General features: G+C 34.5%; 15 protein-coding genes. 3 read left to right on the top strand and 12 right to left on the bottom strand.

Annotated elements, in window-relative coordinates; all coding sequences use genetic code 11:
• Positions 1-21: 21 nt before the first annotated feature.
• Both MHB74_RS09905 and MHB74_RS09900 read right to left on the bottom strand, forming a co-directional pair.
• Complete coding sequence (locus tag MHB74_RS09905; RefSeq protein WP_061676488.1) at positions 22-1,182, bottom strand: transglutaminase domain-containing protein; 1,161 nt, start codon at positions 1,180-1,182, stop codon at positions 22-24.
• A gap of 146 nt (positions 1,183-1,328) precedes the next feature.
• Positions 1,329-2,081 (bottom strand): YwqG family protein, encoded by a 753-nt coding sequence (locus MHB74_RS09900; RefSeq protein WP_061676489.1) that lies wholly within the window; start codon positions 2,079-2,081, stop codon positions 1,329-1,331.
• A gap of 224 nt (positions 2,082-2,305) precedes the next feature.
• Here MHB74_RS09900 and MHB74_RS09895 point away from each other — a divergent pair, with 224 nt between their 5' ends.
• Positions 2,306-2,452, top strand: a complete 147-nt coding sequence (locus MHB74_RS09895) for a YjcZ family sporulation protein (RefSeq protein WP_000540425.1) — start codon at positions 2,306-2,308, stop codon at positions 2,450-2,452.
• 87 nt (positions 2,453-2,539) lie between these two features.
• Complete coding sequence (locus MHB74_RS09890; protein WP_061676490.1) at positions 2,540-3,505, top strand: patatin-like phospholipase family protein; 966 nt, start codon at positions 2,540-2,542, stop codon at positions 3,503-3,505.
• Positions 3,506-3,612: 107 nt separating this feature from the next.
• On the opposite strand, the gene MHB74_RS09885 is transcribed toward MHB74_RS09890, so the two are convergent.
• Both MHB74_RS09885 and MHB74_RS09880 read right to left on the bottom strand, forming a co-directional pair.
• Positions 3,613-3,780: a DUF3933 family protein gene (locus MHB74_RS09885; RefSeq protein ID WP_061676491.1), complete on the bottom strand. Its 168-nt coding sequence runs from the start codon at positions 3,778-3,780 to the stop codon at positions 3,613-3,615.
• Positions 3,781-3,792: 12 nt separating this feature from the next.
• Entirely contained in the window at positions 3,793-5,235 is a 1,443-nt protein-coding gene (locus MHB74_RS09880; RefSeq protein ID WP_061676497.1) for an aminotransferase-like domain-containing protein, read from the bottom strand.
• Positions 5,236-5,353: 118 nt separating this feature from the next.
• On the opposite strand from MHB74_RS09880, the gene MHB74_RS09875 reads away from it, so the two are divergent.
• Positions 5,354-5,968, top strand: a complete 615-nt coding sequence (locus MHB74_RS09875; protein ID WP_061676492.1) for a LysE/ArgO family amino acid transporter — start codon at positions 5,354-5,356, stop codon at positions 5,966-5,968.
• Positions 5,969-6,021: 53 nt separating this feature from the next.
• On the opposite strand, the gene MHB74_RS09870 is transcribed toward MHB74_RS09875, so the two are convergent.
• From MHB74_RS09870 to MHB74_RS09835, 8 genes are all read right to left on the bottom strand, one after another.
• The gene (locus MHB74_RS09870) at positions 6,022-7,251 is read right to left on the bottom strand and encodes an MFS transporter (RefSeq protein WP_061676493.1); all 1,230 of its coding nucleotides are present in this window, start codon (positions 7,249-7,251) and stop codon (positions 6,022-6,024) included.
• Between the two features lie 236 nt (positions 7,252-7,487).
• Complete coding sequence (locus MHB74_RS09865; RefSeq protein WP_000113545.1) at positions 7,488-7,694, bottom strand: alpha/beta-type small acid-soluble spore protein; 207 nt, start codon at positions 7,692-7,694, stop codon at positions 7,488-7,490.
• Positions 7,695-7,821: 127 nt separating this feature from the next.
• Positions 7,822-8,664 carry a sugar phosphate isomerase/epimerase family protein gene (locus tag MHB74_RS09860; RefSeq protein ID WP_061680432.1) on the bottom strand — a complete coding sequence of 281 codons (843 nt, stop codon included), beginning with the start codon at positions 8,662-8,664 and terminating at the stop codon, positions 7,822-7,824.
• A 25-nt stretch (positions 8,665-8,689) separates the two neighbouring features.
• Positions 8,690-9,685 carry a petrobactin biosynthesis protein AsbE gene (gene asbE / locus MHB74_RS09855; protein WP_061680433.1) on the bottom strand — a complete coding sequence of 332 codons (996 nt, stop codon included), beginning with the start codon at positions 9,683-9,685 and terminating at the stop codon, positions 8,690-8,692.
• A 44-nt stretch (positions 9,686-9,729) separates the two neighbouring features.
• Positions 9,730-9,984, bottom strand: coding sequence for a petrobactin biosynthesis protein AsbD (gene asbD / locus MHB74_RS09850; RefSeq protein WP_061680434.1), 255 nt, complete (start codon positions 9,982-9,984; stop codon positions 9,730-9,732).
• Positions 9,981-11,219, bottom strand: coding sequence for an AMP-binding protein (locus MHB74_RS09845; RefSeq protein ID WP_061680435.1), 1,239 nt, complete (start codon positions 11,217-11,219; stop codon positions 9,981-9,983). The genes asbD and MHB74_RS09845 overlap by 4 nt, the downstream gene beginning before the upstream one ends.
• A complete protein-coding gene (locus MHB74_RS09840; RefSeq protein ID WP_061680440.1) occupies positions 11,206-13,044 on the bottom strand; it encodes an IucA/IucC family protein in 1,839 nt (612 codons plus the stop codon). The genes MHB74_RS09845 and MHB74_RS09840 overlap by 14 nt, the downstream gene beginning before the upstream one ends.
• Before the next feature lie 59 nt (positions 13,045-13,103).
• The gene (locus MHB74_RS09835) at positions 13,104-14,912 is read right to left on the bottom strand and encodes an IucA/IucC family protein (RefSeq protein ID WP_061680436.1); all 1,809 of its coding nucleotides are present in this window, start codon (positions 14,910-14,912) and stop codon (positions 13,104-13,106) included.
• Positions 14,913-15,058: the final 146 nt, after the last annotated feature.

Here is a 15,058-nt window from a genome sequence, read left to right as displayed (position 1 = left end):
TACAGATGCTCTTTTCATTGATTAATAGGTAAATGTAATTGTCGCTAATGAATAATCTGTCATCGCACTATAAGGTGCTACTTGATAAGATACACGCTTTGCACCTTTTGGCCAATTTATTTCATTTAATACTTTCTTTATATCTTGCATTGTTCCATCCATAGATTGCTTATATCGTACTTCTACCTTCTCTGGCTTAGAAGCGAATTGTTGCTGTAATTTCTTCTTAAATTCACTGTAATTGTCTGCCCCGTATTGTGCAGATAAGTATTTTAAGTTTGTTTCTTTTAACATTTGTTCATATGCAGTAGTCTTTGAGCTACCCGCTTTTATTTTGTTTGTTAATTCACCAAAGTAACTTGTAGTTGCTGCTGGATATTTACTGCGATCCCATTCGTGATCTTTACTTAATTGCTCATCAGACATATTAAAATATGAATATGTTACGCGCCCAGCTTTATCCGGTACTGGATCATCGAATGTTGTATCAAGATGATACCATTTGTTTTCAATGTTCACTATATTCCATGCGTGAGCTTGTCCATTCCCTGTACCTGTTACAATATGGTTTTGAATACCCGCTTCTTTTAGCAATTCATATGTTAATAACGTATATCCTTGGCAAACGGCAGAACGATTCGCTAATGCTTCATATGCTGTATACGCTTTATAAGACGTATCATAAGATACATGTTTTACAACGTAATCATGAATCGCTTTTACTTTCTCATGCTCGTCCATTCCAGGTTTTACAATTGAACCGATAATTGCTTTTGCCTGTGATTTTACATATTGTGTTTGCTCTTTTGATTCACGGTATTTCACTTGCAGTGTAAACGTATAGTTTCCTGGTAACCCTTTAATAGAATATTTAGTAGAGGCTACATTATATTTTACATACTCATCTACATCTACAATTTTATTAAACTCGCCATACAATTGGTCCATAACATTTCTAGCATTTCTATCTTTCGTTTTATATGTGATTGTAATATTTTCTTCTCGATTATCAACCTGTTTTTTTAATTCTTTTCTGAAATCATTTAATAGCTTTGCATCTGATTGTGTTGTCGCTACAGTCGGATTCGTAGCTGCATAAGATACCGTTGACGCGTGTAAGCCTCCCATTACTATAGTTGAACAAAGCAGGGTAGCTGTCACATACTTACTTGTCTTTCCCATCTCGTCACTCCTTACATTCTATAACTATACGAAAAAAGTATCGTATAGTTTCAGAGTATACAATACTTTTTCGTATAGGTCATATGAGATTATGCATATTTAACATTGTAAAAAGGCTGTTCTTTCTACAAGAACAACCTTCTTCATTAACAAGTTTGTAATACACAACATGTATTTTCAAAACGTCGATTTTTCAAGTCTTCATTTCCAATACAGAAATAAAGCATCCCTAAATCTCCCCACATCATATTACAATTTTTAGTATCTGAATCAATTTGGAGTAAAAGCGTCATTTGCTGCGGGTTTATGTCCATATATTGTCCAGTCTCTTGCAATACCTCATCTTGTACAGAGAATGGCTCACCAAACATTTGATGGTTATCGTAGTTGTCTGGAATTAGTTCTTCAAGCAATTGTAAGAATCGATCTGAATCAGCCTCATCTTCAATGAACAGCTCTGGCAATTTATATGTCAGTTCAAAAGTAGTTGCACACTGGCTATAATTCGTTTGGAATCCATCTGCTCTTTGTAATTGCTCTACAGGAACATCATAATAAAATACACGTCCCGCTTCAGTTGGGTTCACATCTTCTTCAAAGTAATTTTCAATGCTAAAGAAATATAACATCCCCGTCTTAGGAAGATTATGATCCATACCAACATTTTGTAAATCATTTAAATTAAATTGAGCGATAAATTGTAATGGATTTCCTTTGTGCACTGGGTATTCAAATGAATCTGGTAAATCAGGAACGCCGCCCATTTTCGAACTACCTATCGCTACTGTTTCCGCCTGCTTTGGCACAACTTTCACACAAGGAAATACAGTATGAATAAGTTCCTCTTTCAAATGTGTCAGCCCATATTTATCAATTAATACTTCAATTTTATTTTTCATAAATTCTCCTTACATTTACATACTTATTTGTATCATCGCACAAAGATTATACTCCATTCTTTGTAAAAACGACAAGCCTTCAAAAAAACGGGCTCTTCCATCATACGCGAACAAGTTTAAAAAAGCATAGTATACATTGTTCCTACAAACACGATAGTTCATTATTTCTTCCAGTACATTTTCCCCTCGTTCATTTTTATTTTTATTTTAAGGAGGAATTCCACATGGGTTACGGATATAGTTGCGGCGGTTACGGTTACGGCGGTAGTTGTGGTGGATGTGGTTATGGAGGTTTCGCTTTATTAATCGTTTTATTTATCCTTCTAATCATCATCGGAGCTAGCTGTTGGGGCGGCTTTGTAGGCTGCTAGTAAATTTAAAAACTATTGTAAAAAAGCACGTACAATACGTGCTTTTTTGCCATTTCTAAATCTTTTATTCGAAAGGAAGTATGTTTAATGAAAATTGATGGTGTTTTTGAAGGAGGCGGTGTACGCGGAATTGCGCATGTAGGGGCAATTTGCGCGTTAGCTGAAAAAGGCTATGAATGGGAGCGTGTAGCTGGAACATCAGCTGGTTCCATTATCGCAGCGCTCCTAGCAGCAGGATATTCTTGTTCAGAGTTAAAAACAATTATAACTGATATTGATTATAATAAATTTACGAAAAAAACCTTTATTGACAGAATCCCGTTTATCGGCAAAGGATTAAGTGCATGGACTACTCTTGGTATTTACTCTAATGTTTTTATAGAAGAATGGATTGAAGAATTACTTCGAAAAAAAGGAGTTCACTTATTTACTGATTTACCTGATTTAAATAAGCTTAAAATTATCGCTTCTGATATAAGTAATGGTAAAATGGTTGTCTTCCCCGATGATTTGCCAAACTACGGATTTTTAAATTATCGCTTCTCTATTGCTAAAGCTGTAAGAATGAGTAGTACAATCCCCTTCTTCTTTGAACCGGTAAAATGGAGAACCCCAAAATGGAAACAACCTTGTTATATGGTTGATGGAGGGATTTTAAGTAATTATCCTATTTGGATTTTCGACTCACCTACCTCTCCTCGCTGGCCAACTTTTGGGTTTCATTTCGTAAAAGATGAGATTCAAGCTGATCCTGCCCACTATAACGAGCCTATCTCCATGTTTAAAGGGCTATTTAAAACAATGATGCAAGCCCATGATTTACGTCATTTAGATAAGGAATCAAAAGCAAGAACAATTACAATTCCAACTGGGTCCATTACAAGTACAAACTTCGATTTAACAAAGGAAGAAAAAGAGTGGCTTTACAATTCTGGTTATAACGCCGCAAATAAGTTTTTACAATCTTGGAACTTCAGACAATATATTGATGCATATAGAAATGGAAATCAGGACCGAGCAACAAATCGGTATTTCCGTCAACTTGACTCATAATACTATTATTTTCATATGAGAACACGTAACACTTTCAAAAAAAATAAGCCTAGTAATATCATATATTACTAGGCTTATTTACTTCCTACATAATTATTATACGTTGTTTAAGGATACGTTAACCCTTCCGCTTCCTCCGCAGTAATAACAGTGTATCGATTTCCTGTTCGCAATCCTAACAATTCTGCTTTTTCAATTGCATCCTGCATCGTTTCTGCATAAGCAGCTAAATATTTTTCTCCATTAATAATTTGGCAAATTACATATTGTTTCATTACTTTCTCCTCTTACTTTTTCATTAATTGTGCAAGTTTTTTTATACCTATTTCAATTTCTTCTAACGTTGCGTATGAATAGGATAGACGCAAAAATTGGTTTGCACTTCTATCATACAAAGTACCTGAATTTAATAAAATCTTTTCTTTCAATGCTTTGTCAAATAAGCTACGGTTCGAAACGGGTACATTCATATGTAACCAAATGTAAAAACCACCTGACGGTTCATACCAAGTTGCTATATCACGACAATATTTCTCTAACATTTGTATCATAAAATCTCTGCGCTTTTTCAACTTAGTTCTTACAAACTGTAAATGTTCATCATACGATCCATCTGCAAACCATTCCGCTGCAATTTGTTGGGATATAGAACTTGAACCATAATCTGTTTGCATCTTTATGTCTGCCAATCTTTGAATGACTGGCTCTGATCCAACAATCCATCCAATTCTTAATCCTGGACTAATGACTTTAGACATACTCCCGATATGTAGTACAATCCCATTTTTATCATATGCTTTTAAAGGTTTTGAAACAGGCCCATCAAACCATAAGTCTTGATACACCGCGTCTTCTATAATAGGCAATCCAATTTCGTTACATATTTCCATCACTTCTATTCGTTTCTTTTCATTCATACTAAAGTTCGTCGGATTATGAAAAGACGGGATTGTATATAAAATAGATGCATTAAATTGCTTCTTATATTTCGTAATATATGATGCATGTAAACCATTCTCATCCATCGGTATACCAATTAAGCGCATTCCTGCTGATTGAAAAACATTAAGCGAATATAAATAAGATGGTTTTTCTAATAAGATAGATGCCCCTTTTGGAAGAAGCCCCATAGAAATAAGTTGCAAAGCTTGAATTGCTCCTGAAACAATTAATATAGAATCAGGAGTTACATATACACCATGTCCTTTTAAATAGTCCGCAATTTTCTTCCTTAAATAGAAATTCCCTTTCGGTTCTTCATACCCAAGTATCATGCTCGACTTTAAAAGCTTATTCATAATATCTTTCATCTTTTTTTCAGGTAAAAGACTTGGCGCGAGCTCACCTGTTCCTAAACGAATTACATGCGGATAAAATTCAGCTTGATTAATCTCTTGAATAGCAGGAAGGTTCGGATAATGAAGCCCTGTTTCTACGTAAGACTGCCAATTAGGTGGCGGGGCGTAAGCTAAGGTATTCACATTATTATTTACAACAATTGTTCCTTTCCTGCCATTCCCTTCAATGTATCCCTTTGCCACTAGCTCATCAAAAGCCATTACAATTGTACTCCGGTTCACACCAAATGTATGTGCTAAATCTCTTTGTGAAGGTAATTTCGTTCCAACAGTCCATTCTCCATTAACGATTCTTTCTTTTATATACGTTTCTATTTGTTTATACAGAGGTGTCGCTATAGATATATTCGGTTTCCAAACGAATCTTTCCATCATATCACCTTATATTCTTTTTGGTTGGTAACCTCCCCAACCATATGGATGGATACAAATTTTCATTTCTTCTATACAATATACACTATCATAATAAATTTAAATAGGAGGTAATATGATGAGTGAAGCAATTATTCATGGTATCATTCTTGCATTTGGTCTTATCATTCCATTAGGTGTCCAAAATATTTTCGTCTTTAACCAAGGTGCGAGCCAACCAAACATTTGGAGAGCAGCTCCTGTAGTATTAACTGCCTCTATATGTGATACGTTACTCATATTAATTGCAGTGCAGGGTGTCTCCCTTGTACTCCTTACTTTTTCTTGGCTAACTAACACGTTATATATAATTGGATTTTTCTTTCTCCTATATATGGGCTTTGTTATTTGGAAAAGTAACCCTTCCAACGATATAAAACAAGAAAACAACATGCCATTAAAAAAGCAAATCCTTTTCGCTGCATCGGTTTCATTATTAAATCCACATGCAATTTTAGATACAATCGGTGTAATTGGAACAAATTCTATTCAATACATAGGAAGTGAGAAATGGGCTTTCACACTGGCAACTATTATCGTTTCTTGGGTTTGGTTTATATGCTTAGCTTTAGCGGGGAAATTTCTAAAAAGAATAGACTCAACTGGAAAGACAATCGTATTATTAAATAAGTTTTCGGGTCTCATCATATGGGGTGTCGCACTTTATATGTTAACACAAGTGATTTATTCTTAATGAACGAAAGAGAATTGCATGATCTATAAAACATCGTGCAATTCTCTGACAAATTATGAAGTAGGTTCCGGTTCCGGTTTTACGTTCTTTGCATCTTTTGCTGGTTTAATCCAAATGATCGCTATAACAGCACCAATACCAGCGAATATACTGGTTAAATAAAACACTTCATGGTCAGCACCTTTCATGAAAAAAGAGTATAGAGGTGGTCCAGCTGCTACACCGATAAATCGCATGGAACTATAAAATGACGTAACTGTCCCCCTTTGCTCCTTTTCAATCCCTTGTGTAATTAAAGCATCTAAACATGGGAGTGCCATACCAATTCCGATTCCCATAACAACGAGACAAAGAATTAGTAAATAGATTCCTTTTATAAATAAAGGAATAATGACTGAAGCAGAAGCCATTAAAAATCCAATATAAATACACTTCTTCATCACATTTTGATTATCTCCAATTTTTTTACCGGCCATATATGAACTAAGTGAGAGTACAAGTAACGGGATAGCGAGTACACACCCTTTCCATATACCATGAATGTCATACTTTGATTCCAGTATAGTCGACAAATAAAAGAGAATTCCGAATAAAATAAGCATAATAATTGCACCTAATACAAAAATGGCAATCAACCATCTTCCCTTTTCTCGAAACGTAGAGAGAATAGATTTTATAAACTCTTTAAGTGGTGGTACTTCTCCTTCTTGTTTCTTTGCCTTTACTAGAACAAGCAATAAAACAATTGATAATACACATAGAACTGGAATCGCCCAAAATGGTAAGAACCATACAATGGCAGCAAGAGCAGATCCTAAAATAGGGCTCAGCACTTTTCCAAATGTATTGGATGTTTCAATGATTCCTAAACCTGTACTAACTTGTTTTTCATCTTTGTATAAATCACCAACACACGGTATAACAACTGGCATTGCACCAGCAGCACCAATACCTTGAATCGCTCTACCGATCAATATCCAAGTATAGGGATTATCAACTTTCCAAGATACCCAACCAGTTATCGCTCCTCCTATAGCCGCAATCAGCAAACTCGGAACCATTACCATCTTTCGTCCCCATCTATCTGACAAATAACCAGCAATCGGTATAAGTAAAATGGCTACAATAGAGTAAATTGTAATAATCATGGATACTTGAAACGATGAAATATGTAACTTCTTTTCGATAGTCGGTAGGATTGGAATGAGCATTGAATTTCCTAATGTCATAACAAGTGGAACTGATGCAAGCGCAATTAAACAACAGTTTTCTTTTTTTAACATGTTGGCTTCGGAACCCTTTCATCGTATATTTCTTACCATATAATAGCCCTGCTGGAACGTAATTTTTCATTCCACCAGGGCTATTACATCTTTACTACTTCCCATTCACAACAAAAGAAATTGGGGAAAATATAGTATTATTCCTATTCTTTGAATCCAGTTCGCAATATATCCATACCAATTAATTGAAAAAAAAGAAAGGAAGAATCCTTCCTTTCTCCTATAACCTTCTACAATTAGCGAGTATATCCGCCACCAAGTTGTTGTTCTGCCATCGCTACTAGACGTTTTGTAATTTCACCGCCTACAGAACCGTTTGCACGTGAAGAAGTGTCAGCTCCAAGTTGTACACCAAACTCTTGTGCAATTTCATATTTCATTTGATCTAAAGCTGCTTGTGCTCCATGTGATGCTAATTGATTAGAATTACGATTTCTAGCCATTACCAATCACCTCCTTATTTATATATAAATTGTGTTAAATTTTAATTTAAATACATGGTAATTTTTGGCTATTTTTTATTTTTTAAAAAAGAGTCTCTACAATGAGAGACTCTTACATCATTTTATATTAAGAAGTTACTACTTCTAAATTTCTATTTATTAATACTTTCATTTCTTCTTTTAATATATCTTTTGCATTATGTCCAAACCATTCGAGTGAAGCGAAATGGTCAGTATCTCTCACTTCTTGAATAATCTCATCATAATTTACGATACCTTCAAATAATGGAACCATACCAATTCGACTTCCCGCTGCTGCATATACATTATTAGGTTCAAACACATGTAAATAATCTGCTGACGATATATTCTTAAAATGGTAATGTTGTATCCACGGCTTTAGTCGATGGAAGCTGTCTATTGGATTTGCTCCCGACTCCCATATATGAAGAAAATCCAGGTTTATTTTCAGATTCGGATGATCTACTTCACCTAATAATTCCAAAGTAGAAGGCAACGTATCCGTTAACGTATTTGGATGTGTTTCTAAAAGTACATATATATTATGCTGAGCAAATACTTCACAAATGATGCGAATACGATTCACATATTCTTTTCTCTCCTGCTCTGAGAAATCTCCGCTACCTTTTTGTCCAGCAAACGTACGAATTTTGTTCGTTTTAAACCAATCAGCTAGTGTTGCAAGTTGTTCACATTTCTCTATCGTTTTTTCAAAGTCTGCCGATAATGATATGTCTAAGTAATCACTTATCATTGTAATTTCCAAGTTTTTATTCTTTAAACAATTCAATTCTTGTTTTGTCGTTTCATACTCTTGCATATACAAATTTTGTGCATGAGTCCCCCACAATTCAATTCCTTCAAAACCGTTGTCATATGCAAATTGAACAATATCAGTAAATGAAATTAATTGATGACGAAAGGAAATAGTACATAATGAATATTTCATAGGTTCGAACCTCCTTATCTTAAATTCAGTTAGATTTTTTAAATGCTAAGACAGACTCGTTTATTTTCATTTCTTTCCATAATAAAAACTGTCTCTCTAATTCAACCTTTATTTGCAGTTCAATTGCATTCATTTCATCCAACTTTTCAACAATTGCTAATAACATACCTTTATTATTCGTCATTGCCATTTTAATTGCACGATACTGTACATTTGTAAATCCTTGTACAATATCTTCTACCCGATCACACCAATATTCAAACTCTTGCTCCGAATATTGCAACGTTTCACGGAAGTACGCAAAGGCATGTTCATAACTATATTTACGAATTGCAAGTACTGGTATTTGTTTGACTGCCGCTACAAGACTAGAAAGCGAATACCCTTCTTCTTCATTTGCCATTTTTATAATTAAATTTTTCAGCTCCATAGTCAATTCATTATCGTTTCTTTTGAAAGTTTCTATGAAATAACTCGCTACCATTTCTTCTGTTGGCTCCTGAATTTCTTCTATATCAATGAAATACCCTCCGCCAAATGGGTTATCTCGAACAGAGTGAAGTACTTTTTCTCTTTCCATATTCCCTTCCCAGCGAAAATCAGGATCTAGCATGAACCATTCTTCTTCTTTCTCTGTCTTCGATATCATTAAATAATGCGGAAACGGTTTTTGATGGAATTTATTTTCCCTCTCAGGTAATAGAGACATATCAACCATTACAATGACATAGCGATTTTCTGGCTTGTTTTCTACTAATTGTAAAAACGTTTCTACATTGCTATCCTTATCTTTTGCATGATCATACCATTCGTTCACTTTTACGCCATACAATTTTTCATACCATAATAAATAATTATCGTGGTTAATATTTTCGGAGTGATACGAAATAATACCACCTTCTGTTATATCAAAATCTCCGTCCCATAATCCAAAATAAAAGGGACGAAAATCTATATCGCTACGCCTTTTTATAATTTCACAAAAACAACTCACTAAACAGTGCACTTTAATTGAAGTCATATTCTCATCCACTTTCCTAAAGGCTAATTATTTACATTTACTTCTTATACCGGTTGTAGCTCCTCCATAAAATCAAGTAAAGATCCTACAGTAAGAAACGCTTTTGGGTCTACCTCATCCTCTGGAACGCATAGCTTTACATCCATTTCTATGTATACTATAAGCTGTAACATCATTACCGAATCTATATATAAATCTTGGTTCAAACGCATCGTTTCTTCTAAATGCGTTACATTTTTTAGTTCCATTTTTTCTATCATAATTTTCAACACTTCATTTTTTAATATTTCACGTCTCATGCTGTAACCTCTCTCATCTCTAGTAGCTTTCTACTTACTTTTCCAGTTTTATTTTTCGGAATCTCAGTTACACTTTCAATCTCATGTGGAACTTTATAAGATGGTAAATGCTGCATACACCATTCTCTTATTCGCACTGGATCAATATGGGAGATTACTTTCGCTTTAACAATTTCGCCCATCACGGGATGTTGCCCTCGATATACAATTGCCTCTTGAACACCTGCTAGTCGAAGCATCGTTTCTTCTACCTCTATCGGAAAGACTTTTAATCCTGAAACGTTAATCACATCATCCATGCGACCCATAAAATGAAGGCCATGCTCAGATTTATAGCCCAAATCTTTCGTAAAAATTTCCTTATCGTTCATTTTCACTACGATTTCTTCAGGCATATTTTCATCTGAACCTATGTTTATACTCGCATGAGGTAGTGGATTCCCTAAATCTAAATGGCTTTTCATATCATGACATATACTAATACAACCTGCTTCAGAACATCCGTATTGTTGCATCATATATGTTGTCGTTTCTTTTAGTTTATAAAACAATGCTTCTGGCAAAGGCGCTCCTGACGTCATAATTTTATGAAACTGAAACGTTCCTTGCGGGAAACTCCCCATAATATGTAACATAAGTGGTACTGCATATATGATATGTTTTTCTGTATGGCGAACGATATTTAATGCGAATTTAGGGTTTTTATTCGTAATGATGATAGGTTTACTTCCCCTCGTAATTGCAGATAACGTACCACATATGAGTCCGTATGAATGTGAAACAGGAGCCATAACGATCGGCACTTCATCTACTTCACAGTTTAAAGCTTCATTATAAGCAGTAATTTCTGTATCCACTTCCGTCCATGCTCTACGAATCAGTTTTGGTTCTCCTGTTGTTCCAGAACTATATTGCAATAAAGAGGGCTCTTCTAATAAAGCTTTCACTACTTCTAATTTCGTAAAATCGCTATATTCTTCATATAAAATTCCGATACAATTTGCACGCTTTGCCATTTCAATAGCCGTTTCTTTTGGCGTATCTTCATGTATAAGTAATACTGAGGCTTTCTTTTCTTTTAAGAAAAACACAAGCGTAATAATATCGAATGGATCTTTCAGACAAAGCGCAAATCTCTTTCCTTCTGCTTCTTGAAATTGTTCCATTTCCTCATAAACTTGTAATCTCAAATCAAAATCACTTTTGCTATACTCTTCTTTATTAACGATTAGCATAATTTCCCCCTGTAACAACTGATTTTTGTTTGTTAAGTTGTCTTGCTCTATACAATGGATTTGGAACTTCATGAACGAGCGATTCCACATCCATATATAATCGACGCTTCGTTAATTGCTCAGCATAAAATGTAGGAGTGTATAGCTGAATACTTTCAAATCTCTCTTTCAAGTGTGGATATTTTCTAAAATGATTTTCAATTGCTTCGACTACTATCATCCAAAAATTTTCTTCTTTCCAATCATATTCATCCGCAAATACGAAAGCTAATTCTCCTACATTAAATAAGAACAGTGCATCTAATACCATCTCTTGTAAACATTCAATACGATCCATTTCAAAGAAATCATTCATTTTTCCATTCGCATACGTTTTATGCATTTTAGTAAAGTCCGGACATTTAGCAACTTCTTTTAAGAATGGACGATAATACTCAAGTCCTTCATGGAAATCCTTTAATGCAATACGGACAGGTAGCCCTTCTTTATGAACTAAAACCATATTTTGTCCGTGTGATTCTAATGCCAGCCCATGCTCTACAACAAGATGTATAACTGGAATGATCGCTTTTTGAATCAGTAATCGTAGCCAATTTTCTATCCCATATTTGTTTAACCACGTATCAATAACTGGTGTACCGTCTTTCTCTTTTGCATATAAGCCGTTAAAAGGAACCGCATCCTCTTGCTCATCTAAATGAAGATGAACACTCTCACGCCAAATGCATCCTAATGAACCATATGTGGCTTTCTTATTCGTATCATACGTTACACTCGAAAATTCTTTTAACAAAATGACGCGTGATTCATCCGTTAAATAAGAATCCCGACTTACGATATCACTTAACCAATTCGATATAGCTGGTGCACTCACAACTGAATATGGTTTCAGCGTACGGAGTGTTGAAGTGTTAAGTATGTTCAGCGATAACTTTACATATGGTCTCTTTGGATGCGTAACATTTCTTAACGTCCTCATTGATTGTTGCGCACAATAATCATCGGCTGATTTTCCTAAATAAATAATATTTTTACCCTGTATATGATCAGCATAATTCGGAATAATAAAGTTTTCCCACTGCCACGGATGCACTGGAATGAATACATACTGTTCCGGATTACATCCTAAACTTCGAATATAATTCATATATTCTTCTATTTTCTGCTCACCAATTTCTACTTTTAAAGTATCACCGTATATCACTTCATTTTCATAACCTATAGCCGCATATTTCTTATGCGTTGCAATCCATATGAGTTTTATTGGCCTCATAAATTCATATCCATATTGAAAATTGTCACGATATTGAAATCCAATGCGTGCTTTATAGCTAGGATGATATGGATGACCGTCTATTAAATGGCTTTCAAAGTCATCGTACGATTTTTGAGTATATTCCACCTTATTATGTCTTTCGTATTGTGCAATCGTATCTTTAAATATCGTTTGCTCTAATTCATGAATGAAAGAATCTAATTTCGCTTGTTCCACGTTAACAACTCGAAAAACTTCTTCCAAAAATTGTGAGACTGATTGTATTTCTTGTTGTTCCTCTTGAACTCTTACAATTAATGACTCTATAGAGATACGTCCAAATGTCATTCGTTCTCTTCCGTAACATTTATACGTGACACTTTTGTTGTCTTCATCAAGTCCTTGTATAAGAAAAAGAATTTGTTCTTCGTTTTCAATGCGAACTGGCGTAATGATCCCCTCATAAATTAACGACTCTACTAATTGACGTAACACCCTTTTTCGCACTGAAATGTAATCTTCTGATTGGAGCGCCTTCAAAATTTTCGTATGATACATGTCCACCGTTATTACCCCCTCCATCTTACGAGAAATACCATTATTTGTATTACGTGAAATTTTAACGCTATTTATGAACGAACAGCCACTTCTCTAACGAGCGGATTCTGTACCTGTACGTAAATTGCTTGTTCTAATGGATTACTTAACTCATCGACATCAAAAAATCTCGTTAATAAATTTGCTTTACATGCCAACTTATCCTCTTCCAACAATTCTCTTAAAAAGGTAGAAGGTTCACGGTTATAAGGAAGGAACGATTCAAGTACAGATCTTAATTCAGAGAGAAGAATTTCCTCCTTAATTAATCCTGCTGTGCCAAAACCGTTAATGAGGCCAAACATATGATTGAAAATTAAATAGTAACGAAATCTTTCATCTACAATATAATCGTCATATAGATTTCCAGTACGTTCTCCAATACCAGTTAACTCCTTATTAAGCACTTCTTTCATTGAATTGCAGAAATAAAAACCTTGATTATCACGGAAATAATATTTGACCGGATAACCGTCCTTTAGCTGAACAACACTATTTTGCTGATGAGCTTCTAATGCAACGCCATATCGTAAGTACATCCATACCATCGGCTTTAAAGAAATATTCATATATCGTCTAAACCACTCTAAACTTACTTCTTCGCAGCTTCTACTTTCTACATCTGCTAGTTGATGAATAATATTCGATAAACGAGTACGTTCTCCAGGTATAGCGTCTTGAACTAGTCCAGCAATTAATGTAGCGTCATTTGCATGTTCTCTATAAAAAGGATTTTCTCGTATTATTACTTCAAATCCAGATTCTTCTGCTCCGTAATTTAATGTAATAAATGCTGGATCACAAATAAAATCAAAACCCGGAAACTTTTCTAACACTTCACCAATCGCTGTATTTAGCATTTCCTTTCCTTCCAGACCACTTTCTAGTTCCTTCAATTTGTTAATGCGCATTGAATTTGTTACTTTTACTGGAAATGAAAACTTAAGCATGTATTTTGAGTGGGGATGATATAACGTCCTAAGTGATGATGTTGCCATATAATACTTACCGGCCGGACCGATATACTCAAGTACTCCTTGATCTATCCAATCCTGTACGTAAGATTGGTGTAATAGCCATTCTGCCTGAAGCGGATGAATTGGAAGTAATGAATATTCATCTTCCTTACAATATTTCGATATAAATTCCTGACTCACCATCTCATCATTACATAACTCTTCTTTTAGAATTACTGTTGTAGAATCAAATAATAATGATTTTTCCTTTACTATACTTTTATGTGCCCTAAAATAATGAAGCTGACATTCTCCTTTTAATTCTGGAGAATACATTGCGCTTTTCCATTCCAAAATACCTTGTCTACTCTTTGGGGTTGGATGAGTTAAATGTCCAAATAATAATGATTGCTCCGCCTCTATAAAGGATGTATGGAAACCATATAATTTTGATGTTTCTTCTATCCGTCCCTTTAAAAAAACTTCAATATTTTGACAACTTTGAATGACACGGACCATAAGTTCAGCGGGATTTGTACCATCCCCATAATTCATAGACATTTCTTTTATTAAAAACGTAATAACAGTAACGTAATCTGCTTTTATAACATTCTTATTTTCTCCCATTTGATAATAAAATTGTTCTCCAAACAAATGGCGATCTGTTGCTGATTTATATATAACTTCTCCATACAAAGTAACGTTCTGCGCCGATAGCCGACAATATAAATATGTGGGGACTATATCTCTATTCAACGTATTACTGAAGATACTTTTCATTTTTTCATCCTCTGTAATCCATTCTCCACTCCCTGTTTCCCTTAAATAACAGTTTAAAAAACTTTGTAATGTTGCATGTTCTGCGATTTGTTTCGCATGCTGCATATTGGTCCTCCTCTTTATATTAAAGCTATCGAAATTTTATATAATAAACAACAATTGAATATCGTTATCAATTATGATTCTAATTGATAATGATATTCAATTCAATAGTATATTTCAGAATTTTTTTATCTAATTTAATTTTTCTT

The sequence above is a fragment of the Bacillus sp. FSL K6-0069 genome, from assembly GCF_038007785.1.
Lineage (GTDB): Bacteria > Bacillota > Bacilli > Bacillales > Bacillaceae_G > Bacillus_A > Bacillus_A mobilis.
This window is presented reverse-complemented; position numbering and strand designations above follow the sequence as displayed.

Bases quoted from the DNA above. Each gene is read 5' to 3' on its own strand.
- MHB74_RS09890 (WP_061676490.1), top strand. From the start codon at position 2,540: ATGAAAATTGATGGTGTTTTTGAAGGAGGCGGTGTACGCGGAATTGCG.
- asbD (WP_061680434.1), bottom strand. From the start codon at position 9,984: ATGAGACGTGAAATATTAAAAAATGAAGTGTTGAAAATTATGATAGAA.
- MHB74_RS09845 (WP_061680435.1), bottom strand. From the start codon at position 11,219: ATGCTAATCGTTAATAAAGAAGAGTATAGCAAAAGTGATTTTGATTTG.
- MHB74_RS09860 (WP_061680432.1), bottom strand. From the start codon at position 8,664: ATGAAATATTCATTATGTACTATTTCCTTTCGTCATCAATTAATTTCA.
- MHB74_RS09900 (WP_061676489.1), bottom strand. From the start codon at position 2,081: ATGAAAAATAAAATTGAAGTATTAATTGATAAATATGGGCTGACACAT.
- MHB74_RS09870 (WP_061676493.1), bottom strand. From the start codon at position 7,251: ATGTTAAAAAAAGAAAACTGTTGTTTAATTGCGCTTGCATCAGTTCCA.
- MHB74_RS09885 (WP_061676491.1), bottom strand. From the start codon at position 3,780: ATGAAACAATATGTAATTTGCCAAATTATTAATGGAGAAAAATATTTA.
- MHB74_RS09865 (WP_000113545.1), bottom strand. From the start codon at position 7,694: ATGGCTAGAAATCGTAATTCTAATCAATTAGCATCACATGGAGCACAA.
- MHB74_RS09880 (WP_061676497.1), bottom strand. From the start codon at position 5,235: ATGGAAAGATTCGTTTGGAAACCGAATATATCTATAGCGACACCTCTG.
- asbE (WP_061680433.1), bottom strand. From the start codon at position 9,685: ATGACTTCAATTAAAGTGCACTGTTTAGTGAGTTGTTTTTGTGAAATT.
- MHB74_RS09895 (WP_000540425.1), top strand. From the start codon at position 2,306: ATGGGTTACGGATATAGTTGCGGCGGTTACGGTTACGGCGGTAGTTGT.
- MHB74_RS09875 (WP_061676492.1), top strand. From the start codon at position 5,354: ATGAGTGAAGCAATTATTCATGGTATCATTCTTGCATTTGGTCTTATC.
- MHB74_RS09835 (WP_061680436.1), bottom strand. From the start codon at position 14,912: ATGCAGCATGCGAAACAAATCGCAGAACATGCAACATTACAAAGTTTT.
- MHB74_RS09905 (WP_061676488.1), bottom strand. From the start codon at position 1,182: ATGGGAAAGACAAGTAAGTATGTGACAGCTACCCTGCTTTGTTCAACT.